Source organism: Borrelia persica No12 (assembly GCF_000500045.1).
Classification (GTDB): Bacteria; Spirochaetota; Spirochaetia; order Borreliales; family Borreliaceae; genus Borrelia; species Borrelia persica.
Genome location: NZ_AYOT01000223.1, coordinates 169545 through 194806 on the forward strand (window position 1 = coordinate 169545; position 25262 = coordinate 194806).

Annotated in this window: 18 protein-coding genes, 1 tRNA gene and 1 pseudogene; 9 read left to right on the forward strand and 11 right to left on the reverse strand. The window is 27.7% G+C overall.

Annotation, left to right across the window (positions count from 1 at the left end; all coding sequences use genetic code 11):
* Nucleotides 1-6: 6 nt before the first annotated feature.
* The 3 genes and pseudogenes from U881_RS0108465 (at nucleotide 7) to U881_RS0108475 (ending at nucleotide 2342) form a co-directional block, all read left to right on the forward strand.
* The gene (locus tag U881_RS0108465; protein WP_024653998.1) at nucleotides 7-318 is read left to right on the forward strand and encodes a hypothetical protein; all 312 of its coding nucleotides are present in this window, start codon (nucleotides 7-9) and stop codon (nucleotides 316-318) included.
* A 21-nt stretch (nucleotides 319-339) separates the two neighbouring features.
* Nucleotides 340-895: pseudogene (locus U881_RS11200) on the forward strand (DUF6115 domain-containing protein).
* Nucleotides 837-2342 carry an Hsp70 family protein gene (locus U881_RS0108475; protein WP_024653999.1) on the forward strand — a complete coding sequence of 502 codons (1506 nt, stop codon included), beginning with the start codon at nucleotides 837-839 and terminating at the stop codon, nucleotides 2340-2342. The pseudogene U881_RS11200 and the gene U881_RS0108475 overlap by 59 nt, the downstream one beginning before the upstream one ends.
* A 39-nt stretch (nucleotides 2343-2381) precedes the next feature.
* On the opposite strand, the gene lepB is transcribed toward U881_RS0108475, so the two are convergent.
* Complete coding sequence (lepB, locus tag U881_RS11205; protein WP_038364145.1) at nucleotides 2382-2885, reverse strand: signal peptidase I; 504 nt, start codon at nucleotides 2883-2885, stop codon at nucleotides 2382-2384.
* Nucleotides 2886-2954: 69 nt separating this feature from the next.
* Here lepB and U881_RS0108485 point away from each other — a divergent pair, with 69 nt between their 5' ends.
* Entirely contained in the window at nucleotides 2955-4223 is a 1269-nt protein-coding gene (locus tag U881_RS0108485; RefSeq protein WP_024654001.1) for a peptidoglycan DD-metalloendopeptidase family protein, read from the forward strand.
* Nucleotides 4224-4225: 2 nt separating this feature from the next.
* Here the strand turns inward: U881_RS0108485 and U881_RS0108490 are convergent, their stop codons facing one another.
* Nucleotides 4226-5608 carry a tetratricopeptide repeat protein gene (locus U881_RS0108490; RefSeq protein WP_024654002.1) on the reverse strand — a complete coding sequence of 461 codons (1383 nt, stop codon included), beginning with the start codon at nucleotides 5606-5608 and terminating at the stop codon, nucleotides 4226-4228.
* A 189-nt stretch (nucleotides 5609-5797) separates the two neighbouring features.
* On the opposite strand from U881_RS0108490, the gene U881_RS0108495 reads away from it, so the two are divergent.
* From U881_RS0108495 to U881_RS0108510, 4 genes are read left to right on the forward strand one after another with little or no spacing between them, the layout of a single operon-like run.
* Complete coding sequence (locus U881_RS0108495; RefSeq protein WP_235048166.1) at nucleotides 5798-7006, forward strand: hypothetical protein; 1209 nt, start codon at nucleotides 5798-5800, stop codon at nucleotides 7004-7006.
* Nucleotides 6999-9137, forward strand: a complete 2139-nt coding sequence (locus U881_RS0108500; RefSeq protein WP_051374066.1) for a flagellar assembly lytic transglycosylase — start codon at nucleotides 6999-7001, stop codon at nucleotides 9135-9137. The genes U881_RS0108495 and U881_RS0108500 overlap by 8 nt, the downstream gene beginning before the upstream one ends.
* Before the next feature lie 13 nt (nucleotides 9138-9150).
* On the forward strand, nucleotides 9151-9957 hold the full coding sequence (locus tag U881_RS0108505; RefSeq protein WP_024654005.1) for an undecaprenyl-diphosphate phosphatase: 807 nt from the start codon (nucleotides 9151-9153) through the stop codon (nucleotides 9955-9957).
* Nucleotides 9958-9963: 6 nt separating this feature from the next.
* Nucleotides 9964-12306 carry a DNA translocase FtsK gene (locus U881_RS0108510; RefSeq protein ID WP_024654006.1) on the forward strand — a complete coding sequence of 781 codons (2343 nt, stop codon included), beginning with the start codon at nucleotides 9964-9966 and terminating at the stop codon, nucleotides 12304-12306.
* 42 nt (nucleotides 12307-12348) lie between these two features.
* On the opposite strand, the gene rpsU is transcribed toward U881_RS0108510, so the two are convergent.
* From rpsU to U881_RS0108530, 4 genes are read right to left on the reverse strand one after another with little or no spacing between them, the layout of a single operon-like run.
* On the reverse strand, nucleotides 12349-12558 hold the full coding sequence (gene rpsU / locus U881_RS0108515; protein WP_012422030.1) for a 30S ribosomal protein S21: 210 nt from the start codon (nucleotides 12556-12558) through the stop codon (nucleotides 12349-12351).
* Between the two features lie 14 nt (nucleotides 12559-12572).
* Nucleotides 12573-13526: a M23 family metallopeptidase gene (locus U881_RS0108520; protein ID WP_024654007.1), complete on the reverse strand. Its 954-nt coding sequence runs from the start codon at nucleotides 13524-13526 to the stop codon at nucleotides 12573-12575.
* On the reverse strand, nucleotides 13526-15640 hold the full coding sequence (gene recJ / locus U881_RS0108525) for a single-stranded-DNA-specific exonuclease RecJ (protein WP_024654008.1): 2115 nt from the start codon (nucleotides 15638-15640) through the stop codon (nucleotides 13526-13528). Before recJ ends, U881_RS0108520 begins: the two co-directional genes overlap by 1 nt.
* 22 nt (nucleotides 15641-15662) lie before the next feature.
* Complete coding sequence (locus U881_RS0108530; protein ID WP_024654009.1) at nucleotides 15663-16349, reverse strand: hypothetical protein; 687 nt, start codon at nucleotides 16347-16349, stop codon at nucleotides 15663-15665.
* Nucleotides 16350-16444: 95 nt separating this feature from the next.
* Here U881_RS0108530 and lon point away from each other — a divergent pair, with 95 nt between their 5' ends.
* Nucleotides 16445-18865: an endopeptidase La gene (gene lon / locus U881_RS0108535; protein ID WP_024654010.1), complete on the forward strand. Its 2421-nt coding sequence runs from the start codon at nucleotides 16445-16447 to the stop codon at nucleotides 18863-18865.
* A gap of 65 nt (nucleotides 18866-18930) precedes the next feature.
* Here the strand turns inward: lon and U881_RS0108540 are convergent, their stop codons facing one another.
* The 5 genes from U881_RS0108540 to pcsA form a co-directional block, all read right to left on the reverse strand.
* Nucleotides 18931-21195, reverse strand: a complete 2265-nt coding sequence (locus U881_RS0108540) for an efflux RND transporter permease subunit (protein ID WP_024654011.1) — start codon at nucleotides 21193-21195, stop codon at nucleotides 18931-18933.
* Between the two features lie 10 nt (nucleotides 21196-21205).
* Nucleotides 21206-23734: a leucine--tRNA ligase gene (leuS, locus tag U881_RS0108545; protein ID WP_024654012.1), complete on the reverse strand. Its 2529-nt coding sequence runs from the start codon at nucleotides 23732-23734 to the stop codon at nucleotides 21206-21208.
* Nucleotides 23735-23833: 99 nt separating this feature from the next.
* A tRNA-Leu gene (locus U881_RS0108550) sits at nucleotides 23834-23917 on the reverse strand.
* 18 nt (nucleotides 23918-23935) lie between these two features.
* The gene (locus tag U881_RS0108555) at nucleotides 23936-24544 is read right to left on the reverse strand and encodes a DedA family protein (RefSeq protein ID WP_024654013.1); all 609 of its coding nucleotides are present in this window, start codon (nucleotides 24542-24544) and stop codon (nucleotides 23936-23938) included.
* 10 nt (nucleotides 24545-24554) lie between these two features.
* Nucleotides 24555-25259, reverse strand: a complete 705-nt coding sequence (gene pcsA / locus U881_RS0108560; RefSeq protein ID WP_024654014.1) for a phosphatidylcholine synthase — start codon at nucleotides 25257-25259, stop codon at nucleotides 24555-24557.
* Between the last annotated feature and the right edge of the window lie 3 nt (nucleotides 25260-25262).

The window sequence follows — 25262 nt, forward strand, 5'->3', positions numbered from 1 at the left end:
AGCTTTATGGATATTAATAATTCATCTGAAGTTACAAAGATAATTGTGCAAGGTGCTTTTAAAGCTAGTGAAGTTTCAAGTGAAACTTTAAGGAAAAAGAGGAGAAAAGAGAATCAAAATTTGAGTTTAAGTCATAGTAAAGGTCATCATGCTGAGGTAAATATTATATCTCCTACTGATGAGATCAAAGATAATGACTTTCATTTTTTTACAGTATCAAAGGTTAAGGATAATGGTGATGAGAAAGATTTATCTGATTCGTGTGACATTGATTTGCATGATCCAAAGATTGGAAAAAATGTTGATATTGAGAGATAATGTGACTATAGGACATTCTGTATGTTAGTTGTTTTTTGTTTCATTTTGATTATATTTACTTTTATATATTTTCATGTTTATATTAGTTTAAAAATAAAATCTAATAGTATACTTAGAAAATTTAAAAGTGAGGTAGACAAAACTATTATTGAAATTAATCAAGCCACTGATAGGAATATTAGTATTATTGAAATTAAGATTGAAAGTTTAAATAGGATTATTAAAGAAGTTGATGAGAGAATAGAAATACTTGATCAAAGATTGTTAGGATTTAATGCCCATTCAATTTCAATGGTAAATAATAATTTTGGAATTAAAGGTGATAATGGTTCTTATAAAAATAATTTAGATTATTCAATTCCTACTATTGAAAAAAATATAATCAAAGAAGGATATAATATTCGTCAGCAAGTTATTTCACTTTATGAACAGGGAATGTCTTTAGAAGTGATTGCTAAGAAATTAAAATTAGATTTGGGTGAAATTGAATTGATTGTTTCAATTCATAGGGGTATTTGATGGAAAAGTGGATAGGTATAGATCTTGGAACTACAAATACTGTAGCGTCTTATTTTGATGTTAATTCTAGATTGATATTAAATGATAGAGGTGAGAGAATGACACCTTCTATTGTTTCTTTTTCAGATTCTGGTGTTATTATTGGTAGTGTTGCCAGGCATCAGATATTAGTAAATCCGGATAAGACTTTTTATAATTTTAAAGTTAATATAGGTACTGAGGTTGTTTATAAGGTCGATGATCATGTATATAAAGCTGAAGACATTGCTTCTCATTTATTATTAAATATTAAGATGAATGCTGAAAAATTTTTAGGTGAGCAAGTGAATAATGCTGTTATCACTGTTCCTGCTTATTTTTCTGAAATTCAGAGAAGAGGTGTTGTTAGAGCTGCAAATATTGCAGGATTGCAATGTCGAGCAATACTTAATGAGCCAACGGCAGCTGCTTTGGCTTATGCATTTGAAAAGCAAATAGAAGGGTTATTCCTTGTATATGATCTTGGTGGTGGGACTTTTGATGTTACTCTTTTAGAAAAGCAAAATGATACTTATACTGTCCTTGCAATTAAGGGTGAAAATAGACTTGGCGGGAATGATTTTAATGAGGTTATAGAAAAACATGTTTTAGCTAGTTTTAAAGAAGAGTATTCTGATATCAATTTGGATGATATTGTGCTTATTGAACAGGTAAGAGAAAAAGTTGAAGAGGCTAAGAAAAATTTATCTATTATGGATGAAGTTAATATTGTATTGCCCTTTATTAATGGCAAGCATTTGAATTATAAGCTTACAAGAGATGATTTTAATTTGATGATTGGGGAGTTTATAGATAAGACTATTAGGCTTACAAATGAATGTATTGCAGATGCGGGTGTTGATCTTAAACGCATTTTAAAGATCCTACTCTCAGGAGGTTCAACCAGAATCCCTTTAATTAAAGATAAATTAAATGAGGTTTTTCCTGGAATTGAAGTTTTGGATTTTTTAAATCAAGATGAGGTTGTTGCAATTGGTGCGGGTATTCAGGCTTTTAGTCTTGCAAATAATAATACCCTTATTGATTTTAAAGATGTGACACCTTATTCTCTTGGAATTGAAACTTGTAATGATGGATTTTTTACATTGATTAAAAAAAATACTTTATTACCAGTTTGCGAAAGACAAATATTTACAACGACGAATGATTATCAAGAGGAAATTGAAATTCATGTGATGCAGGGTGAATCTAATAAGGCATCCCTAAATTATTCTATAGGTAGATTTTTTTTTGGTAATATACAAAATGCTTTAAAGGGTGTTCCAAAGATAGAGATACTTTTTAGTTTGGATGAGAGTGGTATTTTAAGTATTGCTGCAAGAGATTTAGATATTAATGTTTCTAAGTCAATTGAAATAAGAATGACAAGTGCTTCTTTTGATATTCAAGAAAAGGAAGGTATTCCTGTTTTGTTAGAAGATCTTGAATCTAGAGATGTATTAGACGATGAGATTGAATCATTATAATAGTATTGGTTTAGATATCAATTTTATTATTTGAGCATTTTACAGTTGATATATTATTTTACCAATAATATCGTTAATGTTTATAAATCCGTATTCTCTTGAATCAAGAGAAACTTTTTTATTCTCTCCTATTACGAGATAATGATCCTTTGGGATGTATATATCTTTTAATTTTTGTAGGTGTTCTTGGTTTATATTAAAGTTTAGATTGTGTATGGATATTACATTTTTTTGCAATTTGATAAATTTTTCTCCTGGTATTGCAAAAATTGTTTTAACGGATATTTTTTTTGTTATGGGATCTTTAATCAGCACTGTTTCATTTTTTTTAGGTTTGCTCCATAATACAACATATGTTTCTTTGCTTTTTAGTCTAATGCCATAAGCTAATTTATGGTTTATTACCCAATTTTTATCTAAAATTTTTGGTAACATTGAAGAACCCTTAACTAAATGAAAAGACAATGACGTTTTAATTATTATTAATAAGAATATGCATGCCAATGCCATAGGTATTAGTATCTGTTTGTGGATTTCAAGCATTATTCAAATTTCCATTTAAATTTTTATTGAATTGAAATTTCTATTGTATAGTGTATAATAAGGCATAATATGATTATACCAAAAAAAGATCAGAATGTATTTAAAAGAAACAAAAATTTTTTATTTAATAAAGCAATTAAAGGTAATTTTGAATTGAGAGATTTTGGTAATATTCGTAATTTTAATAGAGGGAAACGTAGAAGATGTTTGTGTTTCTTAAATATTTTTACGAGATTTTTTAATCTGTTTAAATTATTATTTATTGCTTTATTTTGTAGGATGATTAATATTAATGATTATAAATGTCGATCTTCTTATAGTAAAGTTCAATTTAAAATGGTTAATGCTTATGATGTCGGTTTTTCTTGTGATTTAACTTATAATTTTATTTTTAAATTTAATGTTATAGTTTTTATCTTAATATTAATGTTTTATTTAAATATATTTTCGTATTATGGTTCATATGTTTTTTTAACTAAGTTAAGCTTTCCCAAAGATTATTTTATAGATACTTTTTTGTATTATAGTGATCAAGATTTAAGTCAAATTAATAATTATTTTTTTGGTATAGATACTAATAATTATGATTCAACTACTCTCAAAAAACCTTTTGTTTTAAAGGTTGTGGAACATAAAATTAAGCCGGGAGAGACACTTTCTCATATTGCAGCTAGGTATAATATTACTAGTGAAACTTTGATTTCTTATAATAATATTAAGGATGTAAGAAATATTAAACCCAATATTACTATTAGTGTTCCTAATATGAAAGGGATTCTTCATACCGTTGAAAAAAATGATTCACTATCATCAATTGCAAAAAAATACAAAATACCTAAAGTAGATATTCTTGATGCTAATAATCTTGATAATGAGGTTTTATCTTTGAATCAAAAGTTATTTGTTCCGGGTGGTAGGATGGCTAAAGACTTGCTTAGAAATGCTTTGGGTGAAACTTTTTTGTTTCCAACACGAGGGATTATTACATCAAGTTATGGTTATCGTCCTGATCCTTTTACTAAGACTATTAGTTTTCACAATGGAATTGATATCGCAAATGTTGCTAATACGCCTATTGTTGCAACAAAGGAAGGTATTGTTGTTACAGTTGGATTTAGTAGTGGAGGATATGGGAAATATATTGTGATCTCTCATAATAATGGCTTTCAAACCCTTTATGCTCATTTAGGCTCTTTTGCAGTTAAGGTTGGGCAAAGGGTATCTAGAGGACAAATAATAGGGCGTATGGGAAGTACAGGATACAGTACAGGCAATCATTTGCATTTTACTCTTTTTAAAGATGGTAAAACTAGTAATCCTATGAAATATCTTAGATAGTGCTATATGTATTTTGATATATCCACTGTTCTCAGTATTTGCATGAGTTTTTTTCCTTCAACAAGATCAATTAGCCTTCCTTCAATAATTTGTTTAGCCTTTTCAGAAAATGTTGCTGGTGCAATACATAGTCCTTTGATTTTGCTTTCTTTAGTTTTTGAAATCAGATCTTTTAAAAATAGTTCTCCAAAATTTTTTTGATCTGTTCTTACAAATCTGACTATTAAATTTTCTTCCCATTGGTTATTTGATAGTTGAAAATTTATATCTATAAATTGTGATGTTATTTCATTTATTTTTTTATCTCTTACTTGGAATTTGTTTTGATATAGTTTAAGGATAATTTCATTGGCTAGGCTATCGAACTTTTCTTTTGTACTTTTTAGATATATTCTTAGTGCTAAATTTTCATTTAGTCTTTTACTAAATTCTAGTTTTTCTGCAATTTTTTGATAGTGTGGGTCAATCCTTTCAACTTGAGTAAATGCCTCAGTTGCTTTTTTGTAATTTTCACATTCTATATAAAGTTCTCCTAGTTTATAAAAAAGCTTAAGAAATATTTTTGTAGGTAAGTCGGGTTTAATTTTCATTATTTCTTTAATATTATTTTCTAATTTTATCAAGTTATGATTTTTTGAATTGATTTCAGATTCGATTAAAAGAGCTTCATATATCATTCCGTCTTTAGTTTTGATTTTGTTTGCAATCTCAAGTGCAAGTTGATCTTGATTTAATTGGGATAGAGAGTGAGCATATGCTAGTAGAGCATTTATGTCATTTTGTATGTACTTTTTTATATTGTTAAATATTCCAACAGCTTTGGTATGATTTCCCATATAAAAGAGAGTTATTCCGATGTATTTTAGAACTTCACTATTGTTTTTGTCAAATTGATATACCTTTGTAAGGTAGTGAAGTGCTTCTTTGTAATGTGCATTTTTTAAAAATGCTATTCCAAGATAATAATTTACGTCTACATTATCTTTTTTGAGGCTATATGCTTTTTTGAGAAATCCTAATGCTTCTGAATTAAAATTTCTCTCAAGGTTATAAAATCCATAACTTAAAAATGCTTTAAGATGGTCTATATTTCGATTTGTAGGGTTTTCTTCGATAAGTTGACATAACTTTCTTGCATATCTAATTCCATTTTCAAAGTCTTTATTGGTGTAATAATAATCATTTAAAGTTTGTAGGGCACCTATGTCATTTGGATTTGTTTTTAATATACTGATAGCCCTTGCATTTAATTTTTTTGCTTTGTGAAATATTTTGTTATGTTTACCTTTTTTTCTTGTTTGTGTATTTAATATTGCAATTTTAAACAGAACAAATACTAAACCAGATATTACTGTTGAAGAAAATATTATGAATAATGGCAACACTCTAACTTCTCCTAAAAATCATACTTAGTAATATTATATAAACGATAATTACAGTTTTAAATATAATATCGTTTCTTTGAAATAAAAGCCTATTCATAAGTTGAATATGATATTAATTATATTATATTATTGTTATAGTTAATCATATATTAGTTTGTTTTTTATGAAAGAACAAAGAGGTTGGAATTTTTGAAAGGTTTTTTAGGTATAAGGCTTTCTAATGATGAATATTTTTCGGTTTTAAGTTTGAGTGATACTTCTGTAAAGAAGATTGTATTGGGTAAACTTGCAGATGAGACTAATGTAAAATTGGATTTTTATGTTAGTGAATATGAAGATTTTTCTAATCTCATTATTATTGGATCTTTTTTCTTAGATGGTCTTGGAAAAGATAACTTGAATGTAAATGTTTATTTTAAAATAGAATCTATGATACTTTATGTTTATGGTGAGTGTGATGGGATTTCAAATAAAACCAAATTTGATTTGAGTTTAATGAATCTTTCTTTTAAATCAAATGAAGTTGATAGTGATTCTGTAGAAATTGATAAATCAAATGATTTGCCTTCTGCTTTTGATGATATGGACAACAAAGAAAATTTTATTAAGAATTTTGATAGTATTGTTGAAGAGAAGCAAGATTATCCTTTAAATTTAGATAATGTTAATGATCTATCTGATTCTCAAGAGTTACCTTTAAATAAAGATCTTTTAAGTAAAGAGGATGATTTAAATTTATTGCTAGATTCTTCAAATGTAACTAATGACACAGACGATAATACATTGTTAAGTGAGGTAAGTAAAAGTTTAGATTCTGATTCTAATTTAGGGAATTTAAATTTTGATATTGCAAAGGATAAGTTGGAGAATAATATTACTGAAGAAGTTGCACTTGAGCGTGTGCTTGATGAGAATGATAAATATCCTGCAAATCAAAATGTTTCTGATTTACAGAATATTTCTATTGATGATACTAATGATGTTTTTGATAATTCTGATCAGAATGATGTAAAATCAGTTAAAGATAAGGGTGATAATTTGGATAGTTTTAATGTGTATATGCTCCAAAATTCTTATTCTGATGATTCTAGTGTTGAGGATATCATTGAAGATGTTAGTAATAGTTTAGATTATGTTGAATTTGATGATGTTGTTTTAAATTCTAGTGAAGATAATTTTACTGCAGATTTTGAAGAGCCTCAATTGGACTCTGATTTAAAGGGAGATCGTATTCAAACTTCTATGCTTTATTTAAGTCTTGTTTCTCTATTTCTTTTAATATTTTTTTCATTGTTTTTGATTTTTTCTAAAGTATTAAGTCCTAAAAATTTTACTATTTCTTATTGTCCTTTTTATAGAGAAGAAAAAATTACTGAATGTGAAAAAAATAATGCTTAACAAAATTGTTTGTTTGTTTTTATTAGGTTTATTGTCTTGTTCATTTGTAAAAGAGTCTTTAAATAGCAATATAGTTAATAAAAATGTTGATGCTTTTGATTTAAATCATTTAAATTGGTTGTGGAATTTTGACTATGAAGGGCAAAATTTTGATAAATATTTTGGTATAGATTCAGATTCTTATGTTTATATTGCTTATCTTTTTAAAAAAATAGGATACGATGAAAAGTTTGGTGAATATATGCATAAAGCAATAAATAATAGTAATAATATTGCATCTCAATTTGCTGGTGTTAAACTGCTTGAATATTATAATTCTAGGAAAGAATATTATGATGCTGAACTTATTGGTCACAAGCTTTACAAAAAATATAATGATAATAAATTAATTATATTAGAATACTTTAAAAGTCTTTATTGGCAAAAGAAGAATGATGAAGCTCTGTTAGTTTTAAATAAGCTAGAAAAAATGGATTTTGCTCACTCGCAAGAAAATGAAAATCTTTTATTTAAAGCAGTTCTTAATTTTAATATTTCTAATATTAATACTTCATTAACTTATTTTAAAAAATTGTTTGAGAATTTGCCAGCAGAGCATTTGCACGTAAGGGCGCATGATTATCTTATTCTTGAAGGAAGATATAATCTTTTAAATGCAAGTTTTGTAAATCTCGTTAAATTTAAAGCTTTGGTTGCTAATTGTGATTTTCGAGGTGCAATCAATATATTAAATAATGATTTTAAGAGATATTATAATAATTTCATTTTTTTAAATGATGTTTATAAGGCTTTTTTAAGTTTAGGTTACATGAACGAAGCATTATCTTTTTTTAGTAGTTTAGATAGTGTTTATAAAGATTATTATTTGGGCATCATTAATTTGAGATTAAAAAAAGACTTGGGTTTTCTGACTATAGTTAAATATTTAGAGAATACTTCTCTTGAAAATGAACCTAATAGATTAGATATACTTAATGAAATTTTTAGAAGTCTAATATTTATGAAAAATACAAGAGATTATTTTTCTCAAAACATAGCTAGATTTTATACAAGTAAAGATAAAAGTAATCTTGGTTTTATTAAAGCATTGGATGAGTATATCTTAGAGGCTGTACAACTTGGAGATTATGATAATTTATATTTGCTTTATTATAATGGTCAAGATATTATTGATAATGCTGTCTTATCAAGACTTGCTTTTATTAATGCAAGGCTCATGCATCATAAATTTGTTAAATCTAAATCAAAAGATGAATATGGGGAGCTTTTGCGTTCTGCTATTAAATATAATCAAATATCTTATGCGTCGTTTATGAGTAAGTATTTGCTTGATCAAAGTATTAATGATCTTTTTAAAAATGATTTGGGTGTGAATTATAATCAGTCTGATTATGAGAGGTTTTTGGAAGGATTTTTTAAATTTAATTTGCATGCTTATGTTAGTATGTTTGTTGCCAATGATTTTAAGAATGGTTATAGATTTTCTCCTAATTTTTACCGTAATCTTTATGATGAATTTGTGAAGCATGAGTATTATTATGAATCTATACTTGCTATTAATTACCTTGTAAAGCAAGATTTGTCAGTTTTAAATCAAGATGATTATAAACGTCTCTATCCGTGTTTATATAATACTTTAATTAAATATTGGTCAAAAAAAAGAGACCTTGAATCTAGTCTTGTATTTTCTTTAATAAAGGCTGAGAGTAGTTTTAAGGAAGATGCTGTATCTAAACCTGGTGCTATTGGACTTATGCAAATTATGCCTTCAACATCTGCTGATATATCTAGGGAAATTAAATATTATAAATATTATCCTTATGATTTGAAACACCCAAAAGATAATATTATCATAGGGACTTATTATTTGCGTAAAAGAATAGACATGTTAGAAGACGTGTATAAAGCTCTTGCATCTTATAATGGTGGTATTGGAAATGTGCGAAAATGGGAAAAAGAGTATGGGCATTTACCTAAAGAAATTTTTATTGAAGCTATTCCTTTTGGACAAACCAGAAATTACATTAAGAAAATATTGGTTTATTCTATATTGTATGATGCTTTATATGACAAGAAAGGAATGGATTTTATTATAGAGTATATTATGGGTAAATTCCCTAAGCATTTTTAGGTTGTGAAGCTGGATGGAAAATATCTTAAGAGTTATTATTTTAGGTTTTGTTCAAGGAATTTCTGAATTTTTGCCTATATCTAGTTCGGGGCATTTGTTACTTTTAAAAAAATTTATGCATATTGATCTTCCCATTGTCTTTGATATCTATTTACATTTTGCAACAGTTTTAGTTGTAATAATTTATTATCGAAGACGAATATTAGAGCTTGCAATAGTTTTTATTAAATTTGTTTTAAGAAAACCAAAAATGACAGAATTAGATTTTGCAAAGTTGAGGTTAATATTACTTATATTAATAATCACTTTTTTTACAGCATTGATTGGAATTTTTATAGAAAAATTTAAAGAATTATTTACTTTTGAGTTAGTTTTAGTTAATTTTATTATAACGAGTGTTTTATTGTTTTTACTTGAATTTAAAGTTAGAAATTTTAATTTTAAAAAAAATATTGCCTTTGCAGGATTGTTTATTGGGATTATGCAGGGAATTGGAACAATGCCAGGTATTTCTCGTTCAGGAATTACAATTTTTGCTTCGATTTTACTTGGATTTAGTAGGTCAGAATCACTTGAAATTTCGTTTTTATCTTTAATTCCCATTGTTTTTGGAAGTTTACTTTTAAAGTATGATGAATTGTTTAAGTCGGATATGGTTTTTAATATTTTTGAAATAAATTTGGGAGCAATTTTTGCTTTTATATGTGGTATGGTTTCAATTAGTTTGTTTGTTAAGATGCTTAAGAATAGTAGATTGTATTATTTTTCGATTTATTTAATTATAATTGTAAATTTAACTTATTTCCTTGTTTATTTTTAGTATAGTATGAAAAATTTTTATCGTTATTTTCAGTTTTTATTTTTTTTTATGTTGGCTGTTATATCATTTTCTCTTTTTGTTGCATTAACTCCTATAGGAAATATATTCATATTTTTTGTGTTTAATCTTATAGGTCAGATGCTTCTTAATACTTTTTCATTTTTGTCGTTTTATTTAATACTTTATCCGCTTGTAAATTGGTATGTTTATCGCAATAACATGCTTAATAAAAGATTTATATTCAATTGGAATTATACGGTTGTTTTATTTTTTACTCTAACGTTTTGGTTAAGAATTAATTCTGATTCTGAGGGTTCTAATTTTGTTAATTGGTTTTTAAGCAATTTTGGGATTATAGTTGGCAATTTATTTGTTTGCCTTATTTTCATTTTAGAACTTATTGTTTGGGTTTATTTAAATTATGTCCTTTTTAAGGATGCTAGTTTTATTTTGAGCACTTTTCATTTTGTCATATTTAAATTAAAAATCTTTTTTGAAAGCATATTTTTTTATTTGCCGTTTTTAAGTACTCTAAAGATTAAGAAGGATATTAAGGTTTATAAGGATCGTGATGACAATTTGAGTTCGGGTAAAATTTTGCGCAAGGAAGATAATATTATTAATGATGAAGAGTACCAGGCTTTATGGTCTTTTAAAGCATTTTTAAGAAATCCTAATAAGTCTTTAGATGTTGATTTGGATAAAACTGTTTTTTCTAAATCAGAGGTTAGAGATGATAAATTTTCAGAAGAACAGCCTTTAGAGGAAGTTAAGTGTGATTCAAATATTGAGAATAATGCTAAATATAAAATACTTAAAGAATTTGAGGATGGTAAATTAGTAGTTGGTGGAAAAGTTAAGGCTAGTGATATAAGACATAATGGAATAATAAATAATATTGTCAAAGGTAAGGATGAAAATTTATTTGTAAATAAAGCTAATGAAAATTATTTAATCGATATTTCTGTTTTTGCTCAAAGAGAGCCTGAGAGTGAAACTGAGGATATTGAATATGAGAGAGAAATCAAAAAACAAGCTATGGTTTTGCAAGAAACTTTTAAAGAATTTAATATTAGTGCAGAGCTTATTGATATTATTAAAGGGCCTGTTGTTACGATGTATGCTGTTCGTCCTGATAAAGGCATTAAGCTTTCAAAAATAACTTCTATATCTGATAATATTGCATTGCGTCTTGCAGCAGCCAGAGTTAGAATTATTGCACCAATACCTGGCAAGGAAGCTGTTGGAATTGAAATACCTAATAAGAGACGAAAATTTATTTTGATATCAGAGATAATAAATAGTCAAGAATTTCAAAATGATTTTAAGGTGCCTTTTGCACTTGGTAAAGAAATTAGTGGGAATAATGTTGTTTTTGACCTTGTTACTGCTCCTCATCTTTTAATAGCTGGTGCTACTGGTGCTGGGAAATCAGTTTGTGTAAATTCACTTATTGCTTCAATTATTTTTTCAAAATCTCCAGATGATGTTAGGCTTGTGCTGATAGATCCTAAGGTGGTTGAGCTTAAGCTTTTTAATAATATTCCTCATTTGTTAACTCCAGTTATTACCAATGTAAATAGAGCTTTAGAAGCTTTGCGTTGGTGTCTTGATGAGATGGAGAGGAGGTATGTTATTCTTGATAATTTTCTTGTTAGGGATATTAATTCTTATAACAAAAAAATAGCAGAAGAGGGATTAAATGAGGCACCATTACCTTATTTGGTAATAATTATTGATGAATTTGCAGATTTAATTCTGTCTGCAAGAAAGGATTTGGAAAATTTGATTTCTAGGCTTGCAGCTATGGCTAGGGCTGTTGGAATGCATTTGGTTCTTGCTACTCAAAGACCATCTGTTGATGTCATTACTGGAGTAATAAAGGCCAATTTTCCTTCAAGAATTTCTTTTATGGTTGCTAGTTCTATGGATTCAAGAATAATTCTTGGAACATCAGGTGCTGAAAAACTTTTAGGAAAAGGTGATATGCTTTATGTGAGTCCTACTACGCCTTTTCCACAACGAATTCAAGGTGGATTTTTGACAGAAAAGGAAGTCTATAAGTTAGTTGAAGAGGTTAAAAAATTTGGTGCACCAAATTATATTGATGATGAGATATTTATTGATAGTGTTGTTGAACCTGAAGCTGTGATTATGAATCCTTCAGATGAGCCTATGTTTGAGGAAGCTCTTGAAATTGTTCGTTCTACTAAAAAGGCATCTGCATCTTATCTGCAAAGGCGTTTAAAAATAGGATATAATAGAGCTGCACGCATTATAGAATTGATGGAAGAGATGGGATATATAGGTCCTGTTAATGGTTCAAAACCACGGGATGTTTTTATTTGAAAGTTAAAAAAAAGGACATTCGCCATGAATATCCCGATTTTATTATTTTCCGATTTTTTGTTTTAGTTTTCTTACTTTTTTTGCTTGTTTTCTTTTGAATGCCTTTTCTTTTTTTACACGAATGGTGGATGGTTTTTCATAATATTCTCTTCTTTTCCATTCTCTAATTATTGCTTCTTTTTCAATCATTCTTTTAAAACGTTTCAATGCTTTTTCTAATCCTTCATTTTTGTCAACATTGACAGTTACCAAAAAATCACCTCCTTTTATTTTTGCTTTATCTTTTTAGTGTTATTGATTATTTGATTTTTGTCAATAAGCATCTCTTCTAAGAAAAAATCTGGATTTACTGCAATTCCATTAATTCTAACTTCAAAGTGTAGATGAGGACCTGTTGATATTCCTGTATTTCCTACATTGCCTATATATTCACCTGTATTTACTATTGTATTTTCTTTAACTCCAAATTTTGATAAATGTAGATAAATTGTAAATATTCCTGGTAAGTGTTGAATGATAATGGTTTTACCAGTAATTTCTCTTTCTCTTGCAAATACTACTTTTCCTCTACCAGCTGCAAAAATAGGTGTTTTTTCTTTTTTCAATGGAGCATAATCTTTTCCATTATGCATCTTTCGATCTGATATTTTTTTGTTATCTTGCATATAAATTCTCTGATCTCCATAAGGACTGGTTATCTGATATTGGTCTTTGATTGGATGGACCAGTGTGTCGTAATGGTAAATTGTTGTGTCACCTACATTTCCAATAATGTTCCATAATGTTAAAGCCTGTTCTTTTGCTTTGGGTGATTGTTGACTCTTAATGAGCTTAGATTTATTTTTGTTAAGTTTGACAGTTGTTTTGTTGAATTTAAATTTTTTGATTTCAATTTCTTTTGTGTATTGTTCATTTTCAAATTCTACTTGAATTTTTCTTTTTCCTTCTTTAATCATTGGTGGAATTCCGATTAAGGCTATGTAGTATGTTCTATGATTTATATTAAATTTAAAAGGTGAAGCATTTAGAATGGGGCTTTGATTTGTTGCCAAGAGTGATAATTTTTTGAAATTTTTATTGCTTACAAAATAAATATTTTCTCCTTGGAAAGCTTCTTTTTTATAGTAGATTCTAATGTCATCATTCTTTGCATTAATTTTAAAGAAGCCTATTATAAATGTGAATACAAGGATAAATATAAGTTTTTTAATATTAGGCACTAATTGTTTCTCTTTTTGATATCAATAATTTTTAAAATTTTATCACTTTGATTGTAAAAATCTTCATTAATTGTAAATATTATGTCTATATTTTGGCCATCTTTGATATTAAGTTCTTGAATAGTTTGAGTGCCATTAAAATAAATAGCTTTATAATAGTCTTTATTATTGATAATTTTCATGTTTATGTGTTTTGAAGCTCCATTTTTATCAATCGTTCTAATATCTTGAATGCATACATTTTCCATCATTAAAATAAATTCTCTAAAATTGTGTCCGTAAGGTTCAAATAGATCTATTGTTTTTATAAGTTCTGTTTTACTTAAATCTTGAGGTATGATAGCATCAATTAGTATTGAATCTTCTTGAAATTCTGTATATTCTATTTTTTCAATAGCATTTTCAAGTTCTTTTATAAATTCTTTTAATACATCTTCATACAGCGTAAATCCAGCAGCAGCTTTATGCCCTCCAGAATTTATTAATAGATGGTTTGGTATCATTGAAATTAATTCTTTTGAATTTACTTTATTATTTGATCTGATAGATCCTTTAATGATATTTGCTTGTTTTGTAAGAAATATGGCAACTTTTTTGTAATAATAAGATAGTCTTGTTGCCATTCTAGAACTAATTCCTTTTGGAGTATTTTTATCATAACATACTATGAATTTATCATTTTCTAAAATGGTGTTTTCATGATGTGTATTCCAAGATATATCTTCTTTGTATTTTCTTAAAGTATTTATTTCTTTAATTTCTTTAAATTTGCTTTCTATTTTATTGGTATCTTCACTTAATAAAAATTTAATTGTAATATCTGCTTTTTCAAGTCTTCCTGTTGAATTTAATATTGGGGCAATTTTAAATGCAATATCTGTTGAAGTGATTATTGGTTTTGTTAATATATTGACTTCTTTTAATAGATAATTGATCGATATGTTTTCTCTTAGTGCTATTTCTTTAAGTCCCTCTTTTACAACTATTCGATTTTCATCAATAATTGGCATATTATCGGCTATGGTTCCTATTGCAACAAATTTGAGTCTTTTAAGACAGTTTTGAAGTAAATTTTTATTTACTTCAAATATTATGTTGTAAAATATGTAATATAGTTTTTCGTAAATAGTGGTTTTTCTGTATTTAAAATATTTAGTAATTTTCATAAGTTCTTTTAGTGTTTTTTGTGCATGTTGAGGATATTTTTTTATAAAATTTTCATTAATATCAGTGATTTCAATATCTATTTTTTGATTAAAAAATTCATTTAAAAGTTGAGTTTGATCAGTTTTGTTAAATACAAATATATATTTATTTTGTGAAAATTCTTCTAGTTTGTTGATATTGATTTGTAAATCATTATGATTTTCTAGAGTGATACATTTTTTTAAAATGTAGTTGTTAATTTCTATTGCATGTAGTTTTATGTTATTATCTGATATTTCTAAAAACATAAATATCAAGTTTTTATTATAAAGGCTGGTAGTAGATAGATATAGTGCAAGACATGCTTTGAAACTTACATAACATCCAGCTATTTCTTTAAATATTGAAGAATCATCTTTTAAGTGAGGATTTATGGTAATATTTTCTGTTGCAATTTCTTGGTTTGGAAGGTGATGATCTGTAACTATTATTTCTATATTTTTTGATCTTGCATAATGTATTTCTTCAATATGAGAAATACCGCAGTCAACAGTGATTATTAGTGATATTTTATCTTCAAATGCCTTATCAATTACTTCTTTAGTAAGTCCATAAAATTCTCCATTGGAGGGTATTTTATAACTTACATTGATGCCAAACTCTTTAAGAGTTTCGTACATTATTATTGTGGCTGTAATGCCATCAGCGTCTTTGTCTCCAAATATTAGTACATTTTCTTTTTCTAAAATGGCTTCATTGATTCTATGAATGAATTTGTCTATATTTTTTAAAAAAAATGGATTGTGCATTAAATTTACACTACTCTCAAGAAAAAATAAAAAATCCTCTTCTTTAAATTCTCTTCTAATTAGTAGTGTTGCTTCAAAAAGATTAATATTATATTTCTTTGTGATGTTGACTATGTTTTCTTTTGCAATATCAAGTTCTGTCCTTGTCCAAATTTTCATTTCTGTTCCCGGTTTGCTTTCTTTATAGTAATATTTGTTCAAATTCTATATTTAGCTTATTTTTGATCATAAGTGTTATAAGTTCTTTTGCTTTATTAGTTAACTCTACATTTAAAATTGTGTTTATATTTGTTTTAGTTGTGATTTCTAAATACTTAAAACTTTCTGTATCAATATATTGATTTTTATTATTGGCACACTTAATGCAATGAAATCCATGAATGTGTGTATCGTAATAATAATTTTCTTCAATTTGTCTATTACATTCAAAACATAATTTTGATAAATATAAAAATCCTTTTATGATTAGGAATCGTATTTTATACTGTAAGTCAATTGATTGTATTTTATCTAAGCTTGAATCATTTAACATTTTTATGGCTTCGTTAAATAGAGTGAAGCATTCTCCTTCATCAAGACTTAAATTAATAAGCTTGATCCATGGTTTAATGATTATTAATTTTTCATATGTTAAGTCTTTTATAATAAATTCTTCATCATGAACTTCTATTATTCTGTACAAATTATTTTCTTTTACTATTTCAAAATTGGCTTTTACTAAATTATTGATATTTAATTTAAACTTTTCTATTGTGTTATCGTGAATTAGTGTGTGAATAATGCCTTTTGAATGAAATAGGTTTAGTAATGAATAATTTTTTTTGGGATATAGATTTGTTATGATAGCATTGATTTTGTTAAACAGCATTATACATTATTGTATAATAAAAGAATTCATTATTAAATGAATTCTCATAAAAATTTTCTTTTGTTATAATGGAACTTAGGGAGATTTAATACTTTATGGAAGAAGTAAAAGATACTGTTTCTAAGGAAAAGAAGCGTTCAAAAAGTTCTGGAGGCATTTTGCCGCATTTTGATAAACCTATAAGAGTGCCTTTAATTGCAGTTCCATCACACCCTGTATTTCCAAGTATGTTTATTCCAATTGTTATAGTTTCTGATTGTGATATGAGGGCTGTTGATTACATGATTAAAGGTAATGGAATCATTTCTTTGTTTGTTTTGCGTGATAAATTTTTGGAAAAACCGGGTAGTAAAGATGGTAAATTAGCTATTAATTATGAAAAAGATATTTATTCTGTTGGTGTTACTGCTAAGATTGTAAAAAAAATTAATCTTCCTGATGGTGGATATAATATTTTTGTTTCAACTATTGATAGAGTGAAATTTGTCAAACTTGTTCTTAATGTAGAGTTTCCAATCATTGAAATTGAGTACTTAAAACAAATTCCAATTAAAAAGTGTGATCTTCATTCAAAAGCAATTTATAGCAGTATTTTGCTTAAAACTAAAGAAATATTTTCACATAGAAAAATGCCCGAGTTTCAGTTAAATATGGTTAATATTGAAGATAAGGGTAGGTTGTGTGATGTTGTTGTAGGAATGATTGCATCTTCAAAGGAGTCTCATCAAGAGGTGCTTGAAACCTTAAGTGTTAAAGATAGACTTAAAAAGGTTTTAGAGTTGCTTTATGAAGAATTAAATTTAATTGAGATTCAAAATAAAATTGCTAAAGGTATTCAGGAAAAATTAGAAAAACAACAAAAAGAATTTTTTTTAAAGGAACAGCTTAAAGCTATTAAGGCTGAACTTGGTGTTGGAGATGAGAAGGGTAGTGAATTTGTTAAAATTAAGTCCAAAATTTCTGCTTTAGATTTAAAGGGAGAAGCTTTAGAGGCAGTTGGTAGGGAGCTTGATAAGTTTTCATTTCTTGAGAGACATTCGTCTGAATATGTTGTAGTTAGAAACTATCTTGAACTTATTATTGATCTTCCTTGGGGAGATGTTAAGATTAATTTTGACAAATTTAATTTACAAAGAGCAGAAAAGATTTTAGATAAAACTCATTATGGCATGAAAGAAGTTAAGGATAGGATTCTTGAGTATATTTCTGTTCTTAAATTAAGAAAATCTCAAAAGGGGGCTATTATGCTTTTAGTTGGGCCTCCTGGAGTGGGTAAGACTTCAATAGGAACAGCTATTGCTGAAGTTCTTAAGACAAAATTTTTTAGATTTTCTGTAGGTGGCATTAGAGATGAATCAGAAATCAAGGGACATAGAAGAACTTATGTGGGAGCATTGCCTGGAAAAATTATTCAAGGACTAAGAATTACAAAAACAAATTCGCCCGTTTTTTTAATAGATGAAATTGATAAGGTTTCAGCGTCTAATTATGGAGAACCATTCTCGGCTCTTCTTGAGGTTTTAGATCCTGAACAAAATGTTAATTTTAGAGATCATTATCTTGATTTGCCTTTTGATATTTCTAATGTGTTTTTTATTTTAACAGCCAATTCTCTTGAAACAATACCTACTCCTTTATTAAATAGAATGGAAGTAATTCAACTTTCAGGATATGTTGATGATGAAAAAATAGAGATCGCAAGGAAATATTTGATACCAAAGGTCTTAAGAGAAAATGGTGTTGATAAAGATTCTTTGAAATTTCAAAGTTCTGCTCTTGTTCAAATAGCTAGGGAGTATGCTAGGGATAATGGACTTAGAAATTTTGAAAAATATTTGAAACAAATTGTTAGAAAAATTGCAAGAAAGCTTGTTGAGGATAAATCTGTTAAAGCGTATCAGATTTCTAAGGAAAATTTGGAAGAGTATATTGGTATTCCCGTATTTAGAAAAGAAGAATTTTTGCATAAAGCGATGTCTCCAGGTATGGTAATGGGTCTTGCATGGACTAATTATGGTGGGTCAGTTTTAATAATTGAGACTGTAAAAACTGAATCCAAGTCTCCTGGTATTAAATTGACAGGTAGACTTGGAGATGTTATGAAAGAGTCTGCTAATATTGCATTTACTTATGTCAATAGTATTGGTCATGAACTTAAATTGAGTAAGTCTTTTTTTGAGAAATATATGATACATTTGCATATTCCAGAAGGTGCTATTTCTAAGGATGGACCTTCTGCTGGAATTACTATTGCTAGTGCTTTTGTATCTTTGGCTCTTAATAAAGCGGTACGACCTAATTTGGCTATGACTGGAGAGTTGTCATTAACGGGTAATGTGATGGCTATTGGTGGATTAAAAGCTAAAATAATTGCTGCAAAGAGAAGTGGAGTTGAACATATTATTATTCCTCAGTCAAATAAAGTTGATCTTGATGATATTCCTATTAATATTAAAAATGGTATAAATTTTCATCTTGTAGATAATATGAAAGAAGTGATTAAATTGTTATTTTAAAATTTTAAAGTCATAAAGCTTGATCTTAAACGTGGTTACTGACTTTAATATATTATTTGTAATCTTTATATTTTTGCTGTATTGATTATTTTAACTGTTGGTTTAAATGTGTAAATTAGTAATGGAAGTAGTGTTAAAGATGCGATAGATGTTGTTAACATTGTAAAAGCTATTATTGCTCCAAGTGTTGCAATTATTTTGTAAGTTGAAAATATTAGTGTTAAAAATCCTATTCCTACTGATATTGAATTTGCAAATATTCCATTAAATACATTGGGAATTGATTCGATTAAAGCACTTTTATAATCTTTAGTTATTTGATAATTTAATGTAAATGCATTAAAGAAATGGATAGAATAATCTACACCTATACCCATGCTTACAGATGCAATTGTTGCTGTTGCTGGATTTAATGTTATTCCAAAAATTTTCATTACTGAAAAATTTAAAAATACTGACCATGCTACTGGAATTGTGATTATAATACCCGTTTTTATGGACCTAAAGAATATTATCAACAATATTGCTATTGAACCAAGCGTTGTAATAATGTTTGTAATTTGTTCTCTTACCATAGTTTGTGATATTGGTATCTTGTCGTAAGCACCTGAGAAATGATGTTCATGTCCTGGCATATATTTTTCAATCAAATTGCTTGCATAGTTTGCAAATTTTTGAATTTCTTCAGTTGAATTTTGATCAGTTCTTATGATGATTGATATTTGCGACCAGTCATCATTGATATACATATTAGTCATATTTTTTATTGAATTGCTTCTACTAATTAATAATATTAACTTATTTAGTACAGCTTGATTTTCAGGTAATTTATATTCTTTTGGATTTTCTTTTTTAAATTTAAAATTCATCAGCCTTATAATTCCATTTATTGAATTGGATTGTGTCTTATAACTAAATTTGTCAAGATTATCTGTAATTAAATCCAGATTTTTCATGTTTTTTTCGTTTTTAAATTCACCTGGAGTTCCATTAATTGTAATTTTAATTATAGATGTTCCTCCTATTTCTTTTTGCATTAAATTGAGTATTTTTTTTACACTTGTACTTTCTTTGAAATAATCTTTTTCATCAAAATTAATTTCTATTTTAAAAAGTCCTACAATTGAACTTAATAAAATAATTAAAGTTGTAATTAATGAAATATATTTGTTGTTTAATATCCATTTTGTAATGAGTTGGGTTGTTAGTGAAAGTTTTTCAAGCAAAGCATACTTATTTTTTTTGTTGTTGTGTTTGAATGGTGTTTTAACTAGTATTCCAGGGAGTACTAATAGGGACATAAACATTGCGATAATGACTCCTAGTGACATAAAAATTCCCATTGTTCTATATGCTTGAATTGATGAAGTTATTAGTGATAAAAACCCAAAAGCTGTTGTGAGGGAAGTTAAAATTATTGGTGTCCTTAATGTTTTAATTGTAGTGATGATTGTTGTCGCAGTCAAAGGTTTGTTTTTAATTTGTTTTAGTACTCCATTGATTATGTGTACAGCATTAGCACATCCAATTGAAATAAGTAGAACTATCATTGTTGTTTCTGGGACAGTAATTGGAGACTTTAAAATGCTTTTAATTCCAAAAGTCCAAATTAGGGCACATGCTGCAATTAGTACGGGAATGATTGCTCCTAATATATTTTTTACAATAAAATAGAGTGATAAAATGACCACAAGCGTGGCAAATGGTCCTAGAAATTTAAAATCGTCAGCCATATAATTTAGTATTTTTTCTCTGATTACAAGATCGCCTGTTAAGTAAAGTTTTAGATTGTCAGTTTCATATTTTTTAATTGTGGCTTCCATTGCTTCAAGTTCATTTTTTAAATTGCGACTGAAGTTTGTATTAGTATCTGTTGTTGATATTATTATAAAATATATTAAAGTTTCGTCATCATTTAAAAATAGTTTTTTAATAAAAGGTGTTGAATTGATTTTATTTTTTATATTTATGATATCTTCATCTGTATATACATCTTTTTTTAGTTGTGGGAAGTAGGTAAATATACTTGTAACAGAGTTGGGTGTTACTTTTAAGATATTTACTATATCATTTGCCACTTTATTAATTTTTCCAAAAGTTTCTTTATTGAAAATATTTTTTTTGTCTTTAAATATTACTATTGTTGATAGTAAAGAATTGCTCTTATCTATGTCTAGAGTTTTTTCAATTTGTGCGTTTTTAGGGATAAGTTTTAATATATTGGAGTCAAATTGTATGTCTTTTAAGAAAAATCCCAAAACAATTGTTATCAATGTGAATGTTATTATTATGAAAATTTTATGTTTAATAATTAGAGTCTCTAGATCCATTATTGCCTCGTTATTTTGCTACTACATTGATAATTTTATCTTTAACTGTAATAATTTTTATTATTTTTTTATCTTGTATGCTTTGCATCATTTTGTGATTGTTAAGAGCAATCTTTTTTAGAGTTTCCTCATCAGTACCTTTCTTTAGTATAATTTTGTCTTTTATCTTGCCATTAACTTGTAGTACGATTTCTCTTGTATCATCGATAATTAGATTTAAATCATATTTTGGCCATTTTGCATTTTTAAATATACTGGATTTTTCTCCCATGTGTTCCCACAATTCTTCTCCTAAATGAGGCGCGAATGGTGATAAAAGAATGGTTAGTGGTTTAAATATTTCTAAGTAGTTTTTGTCATGTTTTAAAAGTTCATTTGTTAATATCATTAATGCTGAAATTGCGGTATTAAAATTTAAATTTTCTATATCTTCTGTAACTTTTTTGATTGTTTTATGAAGTTCAGATATCACTTCTTTTTGAGGTACTTCTTTTGTAAGTTCTTTGTTTTTGATGAGCCATATTTTATTTAAGAATCTAAAAATTCCAATGAGTCCTTGTGTATTCCATGGTTTTGAATCGGTCAAAGGGCCCATAAACATTTCATATATTCTCATTGAATCTGCACCATATTCTTTAATGATATCATCTGGATTTATTATATTTTTAAGTGATTTTGACATTTTTGCTATTATTTGTTTTAATTCTTTATTATTTTTTTTAAAAAAGAATTTGTTGTCTCTCTTTTCAACTTTATCATTGGGAATTAAAATGCCGTTTTCGTCTTGATATGCAAATGATGTTATCATTCCTTGATTTACAAGTTTTCTAAAGGGTTCTTTTGTATTAACATATCCTAAGTCATAGAGAACTTTATGCCAAAATCTTGCGTATAATAGGTGTAGTACTGAATGTTCAGCTCCTCCAATGTAAAGGTCAACTGGCATCCAATAGTTGATTTTTTCTTTGCTTGCAAATTCTTTTTCGTTATGGGGATCAAGATAGCGTATATAATACCAGCATGAACCTGCCCATTGAGGCATCGTGTTTGTTTCTCTTTTATATGTTTTACCGTTACGTTTAACATTGACCCAGTCTTGAATTCTAGATAGAGGAGATTCTCCTGTGCCTGATGGTTGATAATTTTCTATGTCTGGGAGCTTTAGGGGTAATTCATCATCATTGAGTGGTATTTCATTTAAGTTATCATCAAGCAAAATAGGAATAGGTTCTCCCCAGTATCTTTGTCTTGAAAAAATCCAATCTCTAAGTTTGTAATTAATTTTTTCTTGGCCCATTTTATTTGCTGTTAGCCATTCTATTACTTTTGTTTTTACTTCTTCTGTTTTGAGATTGTTAAATTCTGTAGGTGTGTTAATTGAAATACCATCCTCGGTAAATGGTTGTCTGAGCACTTCATCAGTGCTTGTTTTAGAGACCACTTGTTTAATAGGCAAATTATATTTTTTTGCAAATTCAAAATCTCGTTCATCATGTGCAGGAACACTCATTACAGCTCCAGTGCCATAAGTTCCAAGTACATAACTTCCTATCCATATTGGTATTTCTTCTTTAGTTATTGGGTTAATAGCGTATGCTCCTGTAAATATTCCTGTTTTATCTTTTTCAAGAGAAGTTCTCTCAAGATCGCTTTTAAGGATTTCTTTATCTTTGTATTTTGATATCATAAGTTTAAGTTCATCTTTTGTGATTTTGTCTACTATAGGATGTTCTGGTGCAAGTACTAAGTATGTTACTCCAAAAATTGTATCTGGTCTTGTTGTAAATACTTTTATTTTCTCTTCACTTGCCTTTATTGGAAATTCAATCTCAGCTCCTGTTGATTTTCCAATCCAGTTTTTTTGCATTTCTTTAACAGATTCAGGCCAGTCTATTTCTTCGAGATCTTCAATTAGTCTTTCTGCGTATTGTGTGATCTTTAGCACCCATTGTCTTAAAGGCTTCCTTTGCACTTTATGGAATCCTCTCTCTGATCTAGGTCCATCGGGTGTTTGAATTACCTCTTCATTTGCAAGTACTGTTCCAAGATCGGGACAGTACCATACGGGCATTTCTTTTGTATAAGCTAAGCCTTTTTTATATAATTGAAGAAAAATCCATTGTGTCCATTTGTAATAATTTATATCGTGAGTTTTGATTTCTCTATCCCAATCATATGCAAATCCTAGTGCTTTAATTTGTTTTCTAAACTTTTCAATATTTTTTTCTGTTATTTTTTTTGGATGTTCTCCTGTTTGTATTGCATAATTTTCTGCGGGTAATCCAAAACTGTCAAAACCCATTGGATGAAGTACATTAAATCCATTTAATAGTTTATATCTTGTTAATATGTCAGTGGCTGTATAACCTTCAGGATGTCCGACATGGAGTCCATTGGCTGAAGGATAAGGGAACATATCAAGAATATAAATTCTTTTTTCTTTTGGGATATTTGGATCTTCGTTTACTTTATATGTTTTGTTTTGATTCCAATAATCTTGCCATTTTTTTTCTATTTTTTTAAAGTCGTATTCAGACATTTATTCCTCAGTGCGTATTAAATACTTTTAGTATTTACATGGTTATTTTGTTAATCTTATTTATTTTAGCTTAATAACCTTCCATTTGCTCCTAATATATGCTGTGGACTGGACTTGAACCAGCATGGGCTTACGCCCACTAGCCCCTCAAGCTAGCGTGTATACCACTTCCACCACCACAGCGCATACATATTATATTTGCTATTGAAAAAGTTTGTCAACTTTTTTAACTTTTTTCTTTTTGATAATACATCCTAATAAAATAAGTATTATGGTTATGATAAATATAATTAGTAAAGTAAATCTTATTTTAGGAAATATTGTGTTAAATGATTCTCCTATTTTGAAACTTAATGTAAAGTAAGTAGTAATTGATATCATTGCTGCAAAGAAATCAATTATAAAGAAATTACTACTATGCATGTTACCCATTCCTGCAGACATAAATATTGCATTTCTAAATCCAAATGGAATAAACCTACCAAATAGTAAAGTTAAACTTCCATAACGTTTATAGTAGCGATTCATTTTATCTAATAGTTTGTTTGTTTTTATTTTTTGTTTAAGTAGTTTATTAGCTAGGAATCTGCCTATATAAAATGAAATTATGTCTCCAATATAAGCACCCCAAAAAATTCCTAAGAATATTAATATTGTGTATTCGTTTTTGCGGCTAGCAAGTATTCCACCCATTATTACTATTGCATCTTCAGAAATTGGGATATTAAGTCCTGCAAGGATAAGTAATCCGAAGAATACAATTGGTGCATAAGCAATATTTAGATCTATAAATTCTAATATTATATACATAAGTGTCTCATTATTTTTGTCTTGTCTTCCAAGTTAAATATATGCTTGTTAAGATTAGATACAAACAGTAGCTAATTACTAATATTTTACCTATTGATAAGTATATTTCTGGTAATTTTGTGAATGTTATAAGCATTACTGATAATGCGGTTATTATTGTTATGGGAAGCGTTATGTATTTCAGTTCTTTTGTTTTTGAGGGATAGATAAATTTAATTGGTGCAAAACTAAGTGCAATACATGATGATGTCATGATAAGATTTGTGTTTTGACTCATTGTAAATATTAAGTTAAAGATTATGAAGAAATTCCATAGGGATGGAAAACCTTTAAAATAATCATCGCTAGTTTTTGCATCTGATTGTGAAAATTGGTATGCTGATGCAAGTAAAATCCCAATACATATTATTATTTTATAGTTCTCTTGTATAAAGTTTCCATAATAAAAGAATATTGTGGGGATAAATGTATAGTTTATATAGTCTACAATATTGTCAAGAAGTTCTCCATTAATTGTTGGTATTATTTCTTTGATTTTTAGTTTTCTTGCCAGTGTGCCATCTATTCCATCAATTAGTAGTCCAAAAATTGTGAGTTTTAGTAAGAGATCATAATCTGTGTTTATTATGGAGATTATTGAGTAAAAACCGATTGCAAGTCCAGAAGCTGTTAAAATATGTACTAACCAGGCCAAAAGAAGATTTAATTTCCTCAAAGC